We start from the raw sequence: 15,256 nt of genomic DNA, 5'->3' as shown, positions 1-15,256 counted from the left end.
GTGCTCCCGCGCGCGGAGCTGCCCTGGCGCGAGGAGGACCTGCGGGGCCTGTCGCCCCAGGAGCAGGAGGCCCGGCTCTCGGCGTGGATGGAAACGGATCGCACGCGCGGCTTCGAGCTGTCGCGCGCACCGCTCATGCGGCTGACGCTGCTGCGCCTGGATGCGAACGTGTACCGCTGCGTCTGGAGCTTCCACCACCTCATCCAGGACGGGTGGAGCATGGGGCTGCTGCTCCAGGACGTGTTCGCCGCCTACGCATCGCTGCTCGCGGGCCAGAAGCCCCGGCTTGCGCGCGCGCCGGCCTTCCGCGACTACGTGGAGTGGCTGGGCCGCCAGGACCTGACGCGCACCGAGGCCTTCTGGAGGAAGACGTTCGCCGGCTTCCCGGCCCCCACCCCGCTGCCCGGTGATGAGCGCGCGGGCGCCCTCCGGGACCGCAGCCAGGGCCAGAGCGGCATGGTGGAGCTGGTGCTCCCGGCCGAGATGACGCAGGCCCTGCAGGGCTTCGCGCGCCAGCACCAGCTCACGCTCAACACGCTCGTGCAGGGCGCATGGGCGCTGCTGCTGGGCCGCCACACGCACACCTCCGACGTGGTGTTCGGCGCCACCGTCGCGGGCCGGCCTCCGGGCCTCTCCACCGCGGCGGACACGGTGGGCCTGTTCATCAACACGGTGCCCGTGCGCGTGACGCTGCCCGGGAACGAACGGCTGTTGCCGTGGCTGCGGCGCATCCAGTCCCAGCAGGCCGAAGCGCAGGAGCACGAGCACAGCCCGCTGGTCCAGGTGCAGGGCTGGAGCGGAGTGCCACGGGGCACGCCGCTCTTCGAGACGCTGCTCGTCTTCGAGAACTACCCGGTGGACGACTCCGTGCGCGCGAGGGCCGGAGGCCTGGACGTGCGCGACGTGCGGTTCGACGAGCGGCCCCACTACGCCCTCAACGTGACCGTCATTCCGGACGGGCAGCTGCGGCTGAAGCTGGCCCACGACACCTCGCGCCTGGGACGCGCCACGGTGGAGCGGCTCGCGGGCCACTGGCGCACGCTGCTGGAGGGCATGGTGGCCCGCCCCGGACAGCGGCTGGGCGACCTGCCCCTGCTCACGGACGGCGAGCGCCGGCAGCTGCTCACCACCTGGAACGACACCCACGCCGCCTTCCCGTCCGGCTGCGTCCACCACCTCTTCGAGGCCCAGGTGGAGCGCACCCCCGACGCGGAGGCCGTGCGTCAGGGCGACACGCGGCTGACGTACCGCGAGCTGGACCGCCGGGCCAACCAACTGGCGCACCACCTGCGCGCGCGCGGCGTGAAGCCGGGCGTGCTGGTGGGCCTGTACGTGGAGCGCACGACGGACATGGCCGTGGGCCTGCTGGGCATCCTCAAGGCCGGCGGCGCCTACGTGCCGTTGGATCCGGGCTACCCGGTGGCGCGGCTGGCGTCCATGCTGGAGGACTCGGCGGTGCCGGTGCTCGTGACGCAGGAGCGGCTGGCGGACGAACTGCCCGCCGGTGCCTTCCAACCGGTGTGCCTGGACGCGGACCACGCCCTCATCTCGCGTGAGAGCGAAGCGCGGCCCACCAGCGGCGTCACCGCGGACGACCTGGCGTACGTCATCTACACCTCCGGCTCCACGGGGCGCCCCAAGGGCGTGCTCATCGAGCACCGGGGCGTGGTCAACTACCTGGCGTGGTGCGCCCGGGCCTACCCTGCCGCCGAGGGCGCCGCGCCCGTGCACTCGTCGCTCGCGTTCGACCTGACGGTGACGAGCCTGCTGCTGCCGCTGACGGTGGGCCGCGCGGTGGTGCTCGTGGAGGAAGGCGGCGGCGTGGAGGGGCTGGCACGCGTGGTGCGCGAAGGCGGCGGCTACGGACTGGTCAAGCTGACGCCCTCCCACCTCCAGCTGCTGGCGCGGCAGCTGCGCCCGGAGGAGGCACGCGGCGGCACGCGCGCCTTCGTCATCGGCGGCGAGGCGCTCACCGCGGAGCACCTGGCGTTCTGGCGCGAGCATGCCCCGGACACCCGGCTCATCAACGAGTACGGCCCCACCGAGACGGTGGTGGGCTGCTGCGTGCACGAGGTGACGGGCGACGAGGTTCCGGGGAGCGTCGTCTCCATCGGCCGGCCCATCGCCAACGTGGACCTGCATGTGCTGGACGAGGACCTGCGGCTGGTGCCGGTGGGCGTCACCGGAGAGCTGTACATCGGCGGCGTGCAGCTGGCCCGGGGCTACTGGCGCAGGCCGGAGCTCACTGCGGAGCGCTTCATCCCGCACCCCTTCAGCTGGAAGCCCGGCGCGCGCCTGTACCGCACGGGAGACCGGGTGCGGCGCAACGCGGACGGCACGCTGGAGTTCCTCGGCCGCCTCGACTCGCAGGTGAAGGTGCGCGGCTACCGCATCGAGCTGGGAGAGGTGGAGGCGCTCCTCGCGGCCTGCGCGGGTGTCCGCGAGGTGGCGGTGGTGACGCGCGAGGACGCCTCGGGTTCGGCGCAGCTCGTGGCGTACGTCACGGGAGACGTGGACACGGCATGGCTGCGGCAGACGCTCACGGAGCAGCTGCCCGCGTACATGGTGCCTTCCGCGTTCATCCCGTTGGACGCGCTGCCCCTCACGCCCAACGGCAAGGTGGACACCCGGGCGCTCGCCGCCCTGGGGCTGGAGGCCGGAGCGCGCGAGCCCACGGACACGTTCCGGGCGCCGCGCACGCCCACCGAGCAGCTGCTCGCCGGCATCTGGGAACAGGTGCTGCGCGTGGAGCGCGTGGGCCTGCGGGATGACTTCTTCGAACTGGGCGGCCACTCGCTGCTGGCCACTCAGCTCGTCTCGCGCATCCAGGGCACCTTCCAGGTGGACCTGCCGCTCGGCGACATCTTCGAGGCGTCGTCCCTGACGGCCCTGGCGGAGCGCATCGACGCCCGCGCCCACGGAGAGAAGCCTCCCGCGATGGAGCGCCTGCCGCGCACGGGCGACCTGCCGCTGTCCTTCGCGCAGCAGCGCCTGTGGTTCCTGGATCAGCTGGAGCCGGGCAGCGCCGCGTACAACATCTCCAGCGCGCTGCTGCTGGAGGGAACGCTGGACGCGGATGCGCTCGGCAAGGCCCTGGAGGCCGTGCTGTCGCGCCACGAAGCCCTGCGTGGGTCGTTCCCCGAGTCCGACGGCCGGCCGGTCCTCCGGATTGCCCCGGAGACGCAGCAGCTCTCCCTGCGCGTGGAGGACCTGGGCCACCTGCCCGCCGATGCGCGGATGGAAGCGGCGCTCCGCCTGGCCGCCGACGACGCGCGCCGTCCCTTCGTGCTCGCCGAGTCCCCGCTCCTGCGCGCGCTGCTGCTGCGGCTGGAGTCCGGGCGTCAGGTGCTGGCGCTCACCGTCCACCACATCGTCGCGGACGGCGCGTCCATGGCGGTGCTGGTGCGTGAGTTGTCCGAGCTCTACGAGGCCTTCCGCGACGAGCGGACCCCGGTGCTGCCCGGCCTGCCCGTGCAGTACGCGGACTTCGCGCACTGGCAGCGCCAGTGGCTCCAGGGCTCCGTCCTGGAAGCGCAGCTCGGCTGGTGGCGTGCGCAGCTCCAGGACATGCCCCAGGCGCTGGAGCTGCCCACCGACCGGCCCCGTCCCGCGGTCCAGTCCTTCCGGGGCGCGGCCGTTCCGGTCCGGCTGCCGGTGGCGCTGACGCAAGAGCTGCATGCCTTCTGCCGGCGCGAGGGCGTCACCCCCTTCATGGTGCTGCTGGCCGCCTTCCAGGTGCTGCTGCACCGCCACTCCGGTCAGGAGGACGTGGGCGTCGGTTCACCCATCGCCGGCCGCACGCGCGCGGAGACCGAAGGCCTCATCGGCTTCTTCGTCAACACGCTGGTGCTGCGTGCGCGGATGGGCGGAGACCCCACCTTCCGTGAGCTGCTGGCCCAGGTGCGGCGCACGGCGCTGGGGGCGTACTCGCACCAGGACCTGCCCTTCGAGCAGCTGGTGGACACGCTGCGGCCGGAGCGCGACCTGAGCCGCTCCCCGCTCTTCCAGGTGATGTTCGTCCTGGACCAGGACGCGCTCGCCGGAGTGGAGCTGCCGGGCCTGTCGCTGAAGCCGCTGGCCCTCGAACGGGACACGGCGAAGTTCGACCTCACGCTCGCGCTGGCGGACACGGCGGACGGACTGGTGGGCTCGCTGGAGTACAGCACCGACCTGTTCGACGCGGCGACCGTCGCGCGGCTGGGGCGCCACCTGGAGACGCTGCTGCGCGGCAGCCTCGCCACGCCGGACGAGCACCTCTCCCGGCTGCCGTTGCTGTCGGAGTCCGAACGGCACCAGCTCGTCTCGGAATGGAACGACACGCGCGTGCCTCGCGCCGCGGGCCTCACGCTGCACGGGCTCATCGAGGCCCAGGTCGAGCGCACGCCCAATGCCGTGGCGGTGGCGTTCGACGACGAGCAGCTCACCTACCGGCAGCTGGACACACGCGCCAACCAGGTCGCGCACGCATTGCTGGAGCGCGGCGTGGGGCCCGAGTCTCGGGTGGCCCTGTTGATGGAACGCTCGGTGGAGCTGGTGGTGGGCCTGCTCGGCATCCTCAAGGCCGGCGGCGCCTACGTGCCGCTGGAGCCCACGCTGCCCCAGGAACGGCTGCGGTCCATGCTTCGCGACAGCGAGGCGCGATGGGTGCTCACCCAGGCGCGGCATGCGTCGCTGCTCCCAGATGATGCTCCTCCGGCGCTGAGCCTGGACACGGACTGGAACGTCTTCGCGAAGCACGCGCAGACGCGTCCGGACGTGGCGGTGCACGGCGGTGGACTGGCCTACGTCATCTTCACCTCCGGCTCCACCGGCCAGCCGAAGGGAGCGATGAACACCCACGAGGCCATCTGCAACCGCCTGTTGTGGATGCAGGAGGCCTACGGGCTGACGGCGGACGACCGCGTCCTCCAGAAGACGCCGTATGGCTTCGACGTGTCCGTGTGGGAGTTCTTCTGGCCGCTGATGACGGGAGCGCGGCTCGTGGTCGCGCGGCCCGGCGGCCACCAGGACAGCGCGTACCTGACGCGCACCCTCGTCGAACAGGGCATCACCACCCTGCACTTCGTGCCGTCCATGCTGCGCGCCTTCCTGGACGAGCCAGGCGTCGAGTCCTGCACCGGCCTCAAGCGGATCATCTGCAGCGGCGAAGCGCTGCCTGCCGACCTCCAGGCGCGCTGCCTGGCGCTGCTCCCGGCGGAGCTGCACAACCTGTACGGCCCCACTGAGGCGGCCGTGGACGTCACCGCCTGGGCCTGCGCGCGGGGCGATATGCGGACCAGCGTCCCCATCGGACATCCCATCCACAACGTGTCCTTGCGCGTCCTCGGGCCTCGTCTGGAGCTGGTGCCCGCTGGGGCCGTGGGCGAGCTGTACCTGGGCGGCATCGCGCTGGCGCGTGGGTACGCGGGCCGGCCCGGCCTCACCGCGGAGCGCTTCGTTCCGGATCCGTTCAGCGCCACGCCGGGGGCCCGCCTCTACAAGACGGGCGACCGGGTCCGCTACCTCGCCGACGGCAGCCTCGAGTACCTGGGCCGCAGCGACTTCCAGGTGAAGCTGCGCGGCTTCCGCATCGAGCTGGGGGAGATTGAAGCCGTCCTGTCCTCGCACGCTTCGGTGCACCAGACGGCCGTGCTCGTGCGCGAGGACGTCCCGGGCCAGAAGCGGCTGGTGGCCTACGTCGTCCCCGCCAGCGGCGCCTCGCTGGACGAGGACGCCCTGCGCGCCGTGCTCAAGTCGCGGCTGCCCGAATACATGGTGCCCTCGGCCTTCGTGTCGCTGGCGGCACTGCCCCTGTCCTCCAACGGCAAGCTGGACCGGCGCGCGCTTCCCGCGCCCGGCCGCGTGGCTTCTGGCGGGGACTTCATCGAGCCCCGCACGCCCGTGGAGCGCACGCTCGCGGACATCTGGGCGCAAGTGCTGGGCCTGGAGCGCGTGGGCACGGGCGACAACTTCTTCACGCTCGGCGGTGACTCCATCCTGGGCCTCCAGGTCGTCTCGCGTGCACGGCGCGCGGGGCTGCGGCTCACGGCCCGGCAGCTCTTCCAGCACCAGACGGTGGCGGAGCTGGCCCGCGCGGCGGGGGACGCTCCCCTGCTCCAGTCCGAGCAGGGACTCGTCACCGGCGAAGTGCCGCTCACGCCCATCCAACACTGGTTCCTGGAGCAGCCCCGCTCCACGCCCCACCACTTCAACCAGTCGGTGCTGCTGGAGGTCCTCCAGCCGCTGGACGCGAAGCTCTTGGAGCGTGCCCTGGGACAGTTGCTGCTGCACCACGACGCCCTGCGCATGCGCTTCGAGTCGCGGCAGGGACGGTGGACGCAGCACCTGGGTGGCGCGGAGTCCGCGACGCCCGCGCTGACCCACGAGGACCTGTCCTCGGTGCACCCAGACGCGCAGCACGCGGCCCTGGAGCGCATCGCCTCGGATACACAGGCCCGGCTGCACCTCTCCGACGGTCCGCTGCTGCGCGCCGTCCGGTTCGACCTGGGCCCCACGCGGCCCGGCTATCTGCTGCTCGTCATCCACCACCTCGTGGTGGACGGCGTCTCGTGGCGCGTGTTGCTGGAGGATCTGGATGCCGTGTGCACGCGGCTCCGTGACGGCCTCGAGACCGCGCTGCCGTCCAAGAGCACGTCCTTCAAGGCCTGGGCGGAGCGGCTGCACGGCCACGCCCGGACCGATGCCTTCGCCCGGCTTCCGGCGTGGCTGGACCTGCCCGCGCCCGCGCCGCTGCCGGTGGACGTGCCCGAGGGGATCAACACGCTCGACTCGGAGAAGCGCGTCGCCGTGTCGCTCGGCGCCGAGGAGACCCAGCTGCTGCTCCAGGAGGTGCCCGGCGCGTATGGAGCCCGTCTGGAAGAGGTGCTCCTCGCGGCCCTGACGCACACGCTCGCGCGGTGGTCCGGTGCTTCCCACCTCATGGTGGACCTGGAAGGCCACGGCCGTGAGGACCTCTTCGAGGACGTGGACCTGTCGCGCACCGTGGGCTGGTTCACCACGCTGTTCCCGCTGCTCGTGGACGTGGATGCGTCCCTCGGCCCCTCGGCCGCGGTGCGACAGGTGCGGCACGCCCTGCGCGCGGTGCCCGACAAGGGCCTGGGCTACGGACTGCTGCGCTACCTGCGGCAGGGACAAGACTCTCGTCCGCGTTCCTCCTCGTCGGGCGCGCCCGTGCTGTTCAACTACCTGGGACAGCTGGACTCGGCCCTGCCCTCTTCGTCCCAGTTCCGCCTCTCACGGCTCCCCACGGGACCCGTCCAGGGCGGCGAGGGCCCGCGCACGCACGTGCTGGAGGTCAACGCCTTCATCCTCGGTGGGCGGCTGGAGGTCGCGTTCGCGTACAGCCAGAACCTCCACCAGGAAGCCACCCTCCAGGGCCTGGGGCAGCGCTTCACCGAAGCCCTTCGAACCCTCGTCTCCGGGCGCCATTCGCCGCAGGCGCTCGTGAGGACCGCCGCGGACTTCCCGCTCGCGGGCCTGCCCACGCACTTCCTGGACGCCCTGCTCCAGGACCAGCCCGCGCTGGAGGACGTCTATCCGCTGGCGCCCATGCAGCGCGGCCTGCTCTTCCATGCGCTGCTGTCACCGGGCTCCAGCGCCTACTTCGAACAGCTCTCCTGGGCGTTCTTCAACACCGCGCTCGATCCGGTCGCACTCCACCGCGCATGGGAGCACGTGCTGGCACGCCACCCGGTGCTGCGGACGGGCTTCCTCTGGGAGGGCCTGGAACAGCCGCTCCAGCTCGTGCACGCCCGGAGCGAATTGCCCTGGCAGGAACTCGACTGGTGCACGCTTCCGGAGGCGGAGCGGGATGCTCGCTTCCAGGCGTTCGTCGCCGAGGACCGCGCCCGGGGCTTCGATCTCACCCAGCCACCGCTGATGCGGCTCGCGCTCATCCAGTTGGGGCGGGACTCCTGGCGCCTGGTGTGGAGCTTCCACCACCTGCTGGTGGATGGCTGGAGCATCGCGCTGCTTCTCAAGGAGCTGTTCGCGACGTACACCCAGCTCGCCTCCGGCCAGCCGCTGGCACCGGCCCTGCCGTCCCACGGCTACCGGGACTACGTGGCCTGGCTCCAGGGCCAGGACCCTTCGAAGGCGGAGGCCTTCTGGCGCGCCACGCTCGCGGGGGTGACCGCCCCCACCGTGCTGCCCGAACCGCTCGCGGGTGAAGCCGCCAGTGATTCCGCCGAGGGCAGCGAGCGCGAGGTGACCCTGTCCGAAGCGGACACCGCCGCGATGCAGGCCTTCGCGCGCCAGCACCAGCTCACGCTCAGTACGCTCGTGCAGGCAGCTTGGGCCCTGGTGCTCGCCCACCACGCGGGTGAAACCGAGGCCGTCTTCGGCGCCACGCGCTCCGGCCGTCCCGCCGGGCTCGCGAACGTCGAGTCCGCGGTGGGACTCTTCATCAACACCCTGCCGGTCCGCGTCCACATGCCCGCGCATGCCCGGGTAGGAACGTGGCTGCGGGAGCTCCAGGCGAACCAGCTCGAACTGGCCGACCACGAGCACACGCTCCTGTCCGACCTCCAGGCCTGGAGCGAGGTGCCGCGCGGCACGTCGCTCTTCGAGAGCATCCTCGTCGTCGAGAACTACCCCGTTGATGCGGCGCTGAAGGAAGGCGCGCGACACCTGGACATCCGCGATCCCCAGAGCTTCTCGCGCACCAACTACCCGCTCACGGCGGTCGTCATCCCTCAGCGGGAGCTGCGGCTGCGGCTGGTCTCCGGCGTCCAGCGCCTGGGGCCCGCCACGCTGGAGCGGTTGCTCGCGCAGTGGCGCGCTGCCCTGTCCGGGCTCATGGCCTCGGCCGACGGCCGGCTGGCGGACGTCACCCTGGTGTCGCCCGCCGAGCGTCAGCGCATGCTCGTCGCGTGGAACGACTCGCACGTCGCCTTCACGCAGGACACCTGCGCGCACCACCTCTTCGAGGCCCAGGTCTCGCTCACGCCGGAGGCGCCCGCGCTGGAGTGCCAGGGCACCACGCTCACCTACCGGGAGCTGGACGCGCGCGCCAACCAGCTCGCCCACCACCTGCGCCTGTCGGGCGTGGGTCCGGACGTGCGCGTCGCCCTGTGCTGCGAGCGTTCGCCGGAGCTGGTCATCGGCATGCTCGGCATCCTCAAGGCCGGCGGCGCCTTCGTTCCGCTCGAACCGTCGCATCCGGCCGAGCGGCTCGCCTTCGTGGTGAAGGACAGCGGCGCTGCCGTGCTGATCACGCAGAAACACCTGGCGCCTTCAGGGGACGCGTCCCAGCTCACGCGCATCCTCCTGGATGAGGACTGGGGCGCCATCGCCCGTCAGCCCACGCACGCGCCTACTTCACGCGTCCTGCCGGACCACCTCGCCTACGTCATCTACACCTCCGGCTCCACTGGCAAACCCAAGGGCACCCTTCTTCACCACCGCGGCCTCTGCAACACCGCCCAGGCCGCCGTCCTTCGCCACGGCTTCGGCCCCTCCTCCCGCGTCCTCCAGTTCGCCTCTCCCTCCTTCGACGCCTCCGTCTGCGAAGTCTTCTCCTCCCTCCTCGCTGGCGCCTGCCTCGTCCTCGCTCCCGCCCATGCACTTCTGCCGGGCGCGCCCCTCCAGTCCTTCCTCGCGGCCCACTCCATCTCCGCCGCCACCCTCACCCCTTCCGTCCTCGCCCTCCTCGAACCCGAAGCGCTCCCTTCGCTTCGCACCGTCATCTCCGCTGGCGAGGCCTGCCCTCCCGAGCTCTCTCGCCGCTGGGCTCCGGGCCGCAACCTCCTCAACGCCTACGGCCCCACCGAGGCCTCCGTCTGCGCCTCCATCAACCCGCGCCTCGGCCCCGACTCCCTCCACATCGGCTCCCCCTGGCCCAACACCTCCCTCTTCGTCCTCGACTCCTCCCTGCGCCCTGTCCCCCTCGGCGCTCCGGGTGAGCTCTTCATCTCCGGTGTCGGCCTCGCGCGCGGCTACCTTGGCCAGCCGTCCCTCACCGCCGAGCGCTTCCTCCCGCACCCCTTCTCCTCCGCCCCCGGCGCTCGCATCTACCGCACCGGTGACAGGGCTCGCTGGCTCCCCGACGGCGCTCTTCAGTTCCTCGGCCGCCTCGATGACCAGGTGAAGCTGCGCGGCATCCGCATCGAGTTGGGTGAAGTGGAAGCCGCTCTGCGCCTCCACCCCTTCCTCACCGACGTCGCCCTGCTGCTGCGCGAGGATGCCCCCGGCGACAAGCGCCTCGTCGCCTACGTCACCGCTTCTCAGCCGCCCCAAGCCGCGGAGCTGCGCTCCTTCCTGGAGCAACGGCTGCCCTCCTTCATGGTCCCCTCCGCCTTCGTCCTCCTCGACTCGCTGCCCCTCACGGCCGCGGGCAAGGTCGACCGCAAGGCCCTGCCCGCTCCGGAAGGTCTGAGGCTGGGCGCGCAGGAGGGCTACGTCGAACCGGGCACCGAGCTGGAGCGCGCCATCGCGCGCATCTGGCAGGAGCAACTCCGCGTGGACCGCGTCGGGCGCGACGAGCGCTTCTTCGACCTGGGAGGCAACTCCCTGTCCATCGTCCAGGTCCACGGCAAGCTGCGCGGGGTCTTGGGCCTCGACGTCTCGCTGGCGGACCTCTTCCAGTACCCCACGGTGGGCGCGCTGGCCACGCACCTCTCGCACGCCGACGAGCGCCCCTCCACCGAGGAGAAGGGCCAGCGCCGCGTGCAGGCCCGGCGCGAGCGTGCCGGACAGCGCAAGCCGGCCCGGACCCACCGTTCCCCCAGTGAGGATGATCAGGATGAGTGATACACAGCCGGCGCGGAACGAAGGCATCGCCATCATCGGCATGGCGGGCCGCTTTCCCGGCGCCCCCGACCTGGACACCTTCTGGAAGAACCTGCTCCACGGCGTGGAGGCGCGCACCGTCCTCACCGACGAGGAGCTGGAAGCCGCGGGCGTCGCGCGGGAGCTGCGCGCCCAGCCCCACTACGTGCGCTCCGGCTTCTTCCTGGACGGCGTGGAGCTGTTCGACGCCGGCTTCTTCGGCCTGACGCCCCGCGAGGCGGAGCTGTTGGATCCGCAGCAGCGCTTCTTCCTGGAGTGCGCGTGGGAGGCCCTGGAACGGGCGGGCTACGCCGGCTCCCAGGAAGAGGTCTCCATCGGCGTCTTCGCGGGCGCCAGCGCCAGCAGCTACCTGCTGTCGAACCTGCTGTCGCGGCCGGAGCTGGTGCGCACCGTGGGCGCCCAGGCGCTCACCCTGGCCAATGACAAGGACTACCTGGCCACGCGCGCTTCGTACCTGCTCGACCTCAAGGGCCCCAGCCTCACCGTGCAGACGGCGTGCTCCACCTCGCTGGTCGCGGTGCACCTGGCGTGTCAGGCCTTGCTCAACGGCGAGCTGGACATGGCGCTCGCGGGCGGGGTCTCCATCCCCGTGCCCCACCGCGTGGGCTACCTGCACCAGCCGGGCTCCATCGCCTCGCCGGACGGGCACTGCCGCGCCTTCGACGCGGAGGCCCAGGGCACCGTCGCGGGCTCCGGCGTCGGGCTGGTGGTGCTCAAGCCGCTGGAGCGGGCCATTGAGGATGGCGACACCGTCCTCGCGGTCATCCGTGCGTCCGCGCTGAACAACGATGGCGCCACGAAGGTGGGCTTCACCGCGCCGAGCGTGGAGGGACAGGCGGCCGTCATCCACGAGGCGCTGGCCATGTCGGGCCTGACGCCCGCGGACATCCAGTACGTGGAGGCCCACGGCACCGGCACCGCGCTGGGGGACCCCATTGAAATCTCCGCGCTCAACCAGGCCTTCGAGAACCGGCCCGCATCGGCCGGTGCCTGCGCGCTGGGCTCGCTCAAGCCGAACATCGGGCACCTGGACGCGGCCGCGGGTGTCGCGGGGCTGATGAAGACGGTGCTGGCGCTCCAGCACGGCAAGCTCCCGCCCAGCCTTCACTTCAAGCAGCCAAGCCCCATGGCCGACTTCGGGCGGGGCCCCTTCCAGGTCGTCACCGAGGCGCGCGACTGGACGCCGGACAACGCACCCCGGCGTGCGGGCGTGAGCTCCTTCGGCATGGGCGGCACCAACGCGCACGTGGTGCTGGAGCAGGCGCCAGAAGCCGAGCGCACCGAAGACGCGCGCCCCTGGCACGTGCTGATGCTGTCAGCCCGGACGGAGCAGGCGCTGGACGCGGCGACGGACAACCTGGCGGCGTGGATGGACCGCCATCCGGATGTGGCGCTGGCCGACGTGGCCTACACGCTCCACGCGGGCCGGCGGCGCTTCGAGCACCGGCGCATCCTGGTCTGCCAGGACGCGGAGGACGCGCATCAGGGCCTCACGTCGCGCGACGCGCGGCGGCTGCTCACCCTGCCGTCCGAGGGCGCGGACAGCCCCGTCGTCTTCCTCTTCCCGGGACAGGGCGCGCAGCACGCCAGCATGGGCCAGGGCCTGTACGCGTCCGAGCCCGTCTTCCGAAAGCACGTGGACCGGTGCTGCGAGCTGCTCCGGCCCCACCTGGGGCTGGACCTGCGCGACGTGCTCCATCCCGCCGAAGGAGGACAGGAGCAGGCCCAGGAGCGCCTGCGGGACACGGCGCTCGCGCAGCCGGCCTTGTTCGTCACGTCGTACGCGCTGGCGCACCTGTGGATGTCCCTGGGCGTCCGCCCGCGCGCCATGCTGGGCCACAGCGTGGGCGAGTACGTCGCGGCCTGCCTCGCGGACGTGATGTCGCTGGAGGACGCGCTCGCGCTGGTGGCGGCCCGAGGCAAGCTCATGCAGTCGTTGCCCGGGGGCGCCATGCTGTCCGTGGCGCTGGGCGAACAGGCCCTGCGGCCGCTGCTCGGCGACGGGCTGTCGCTGGCGGCCATCAACGCGCCCTCGCTCTGCGTCGCGTCGGGCCCCGTGCCCGAAGTGGAGGCCCTGGAAGCACGGTTGCGCGAGCGCGGCGTGGAGCACCGGCGGCTGCACACCTCCCACGCGTTCCACTCGTCGATGATGGCGCCCATCCTCGACGCGTTCGAGGCCCGCGTGCGCCAGACGCGGCTGTCGCCACCGAAGCTCCCCTACCTGTCCAACGTCACGGGGGCGTGGGTGACGGCGGAGCAGGCCCAGGACCCGCGCTACTGGGTGGAGCACCTGCGAAAGCCCGTGCGCTTCGCGGACGCCCTGGGCGCGCTGCTCCAGGAGCCCGAGCGCGTCTTCCTGGAAGTGGGCCCCGGCCAGACACTGACCCTGTTGGCCCGGCAGGCGGGTCCCCTGGCGGTGGGGCGCGTGATGCTCACCTCCATGCGGCGTCCCCAGGACACCGCGCCGGACGCCGCCGTCCTTTTGGAGACCGCGGGGCGACTGTGGATGGCGGGCGCCCGGCTGAAGCCGGAGAAGCTTCACGGCTCGACGCGGCGGGTGCCCCTGCCCACGTATCCCTTCCAGCGCCAGCGCTACTGGATCGACGCGGGCGCCGCGGCCTCCACCATCCCGGAACCTCGGGACGTCGCCGCGCGCAAGGACGTCGCGGACTGGTTCTACCGGCCGGTGTGGAAGCGGGCCCTGCCGCCCACCGCCCCGGTGAAGGCGGAACCCGGCCAGTGGCTGGTGCTGCTCGATGACTCGGACCTGGGCGCGCGGCTGGCCGCGCACCTGGTGAACCAGGACGAGTCCGTGGTGACGGTGATGCCGGGCGGGGCCTTCCACCGCCAGGGCGAGCGCCACTACACGCTCGATGTCCGGCAGCCGGAGCACTGCGCGGCGCTCTTGTCCGCGCTCCAGGCCGACGGCGGCATCCCCCGGCGCATCGTCCAGGTTTCGGGCCTGGGCCGCGACACGGACGCACTCGCCGGCTTCCACGGCCTGCTCTTCCTCGCCCGGGCGCTGCTGTCCCATGGGGGCGCGGGCCCCTTCGAGCTGAACGTCCTCACCCGGGGCGCGCAGGACGTCACCGGCGGCGAGCCCCTCGATCCGGGCCGGGCCACCGTGCTGGGCGCGTGCAAGGTGCTGCCGCAGGAAGAGCCCTCGCTCCGCTGCCGCGTCATCGACGTGGTGCCGCCGGAAGCAGGCGGGCCCGAAGAGGAGCGGCTGGTGGCACGGCTCGCGGACGAGCTGCGCGCGCCGGTGGACGGGATGGCGGTGGCCTACCGCTCAGGGCAGCGCTGGCAGGAGTCCTTCGAACCCGTGCGCCTTCCCGCGCCCACGGGACGTCCGGCGCTGCTGCGCGAGCGCGGCGTCTACCTCATCACCGGTGGCCTGGGCCGCATCGGCCTCGCGCAGGCGGAGGCGCTCTTCCAGCAGGCGCGGGCCCGGCTGGTGCTGGTGGGCCGCACCGCCATGCCCGAGCGGGCCACCTGGGAGGACTACGTCCGCGCCCATGACACACAGGACGGACTCCGCCAGACACTGGAGCGCTTGATGGCGCTCGAACAGCGGGGCGCGGAGGTGATGCTGGTCCGCGCGGACGTCGCGAAGCGCGAGGAGCTGGAAGCCGCCATCGTGGGGGCGCGGGCGCGCTTCGGTGAGCTGCATGGCGTCATCCATTCGGCCGGCAGCGTGGGCGGGCAGACGTTCCTCCTCGCGCGGGAAGCGACCCCGGCGCGGTGCGAGGAGCAGTTCCAGGCGAAGGTCCACGGCACGTGGGCGCTCCACGACGCCGTGAGGGATCTGCCGCTGGACTTCGTGCTGCTCCAGTCCTCGCTGTCGTCGGTGCTGGGTGGCCTGGGGTTCAGCGCGTACGCGGCGGCCAATGCCTTCCTGGACGCCTTCGCGGCCGCGCGCTCGCGCACTGGGGGCACGCCGTGGCTGAGCGTGAACTGGCCCGGCTGGCACGCCGGGGAGGAGCCTCCCGCCGAGCACGCGGTGTCCTTCTCCGAGGGGCTCGAGTCCTTCCTGCGCCTCCTGGACGCGCCCACCTGTGCGCGCTGGGCCGTCAGCACCACGGACCTGTCCGTCCAGGCCGCGCGCTGGCTCCAGGCCGCGGCGCTCCCCGCCCCCACGAAGGTGGGCGCCCGGCACCCGCGTCCCGCCCTGGCCACCCGGTACGTGGCGCCGCGCGACGACGTGGAGCAGGCGCTGGCCACGTGCTGGGAGGAGCTGCTCGGCATCGAGAGTCCTGGTGTGGAGGACGACTTCTTCGAGCTGGGCGGCCACTCGCTGTTGGGGACGCAGGTGCTGTCGCGCGTGCGCGAGCTGTACCGGGTGGACCTGTCCCTGCGCGGCCTCTTCGAATCCCCCACCATCGCCGCGCTCGCGCTGAGCATCGTCAAGCACAAGGCGGCGGCGGCGGACGCACAGACGCTGGAAGCCCTCCTGGCCGAGTTGGAGTGA

General features: G+C 72.3%; 2 protein-coding genes (1 of these 2 running past the window's edge). Both read left to right on the top strand.

Annotation, left to right across the window (positions count from 1 at the left end; genetic code table 11):
- Nucleotides 1-10,749, top strand: the final stretch of a protein-coding gene (locus D7X32_RS02205; RefSeq protein ID WP_158625586.1) for a non-ribosomal peptide synthase/polyketide synthase. It extends 14,667 nt beyond the left edge of the window; only the last 10,749 of its 25,416 coding nucleotides appear in the window; its start codon lies off the left edge, out of view; its stop codon occupies nt 10,747-10,749.
- Nucleotides 10,742-15,256 (top strand): type I polyketide synthase, encoded by a 4,515-nt coding sequence (locus tag D7X32_RS02200; protein ID WP_244238807.1) that lies wholly within the window; start codon nt 10,742-10,744, stop codon nt 15,254-15,256. The genes D7X32_RS02205 and D7X32_RS02200 overlap by 8 nt, the downstream gene beginning before the upstream one ends.

Origin of the sequence: Corallococcus carmarthensis (assembly GCF_003611695.1) — a bacterium.
In the GTDB taxonomy this organism is placed as follows: Bacteria; Myxococcota; Myxococcia; order Myxococcales; family Myxococcaceae; genus Corallococcus; species Corallococcus carmarthensis.
The sequence above is the reverse complement of the archived record's forward strand: the minus strand, read 5'-3'. Positions and strand labels throughout refer to the sequence as shown.

Bases quoted from the DNA above. Each gene is read 5' to 3' on its own strand.
- D7X32_RS02200 (WP_244238807.1), top strand. From the start codon at position 10,742: ATGAGTGATACACAGCCGGCGCGGAACGAAGGCATCGCCATCATCGGC.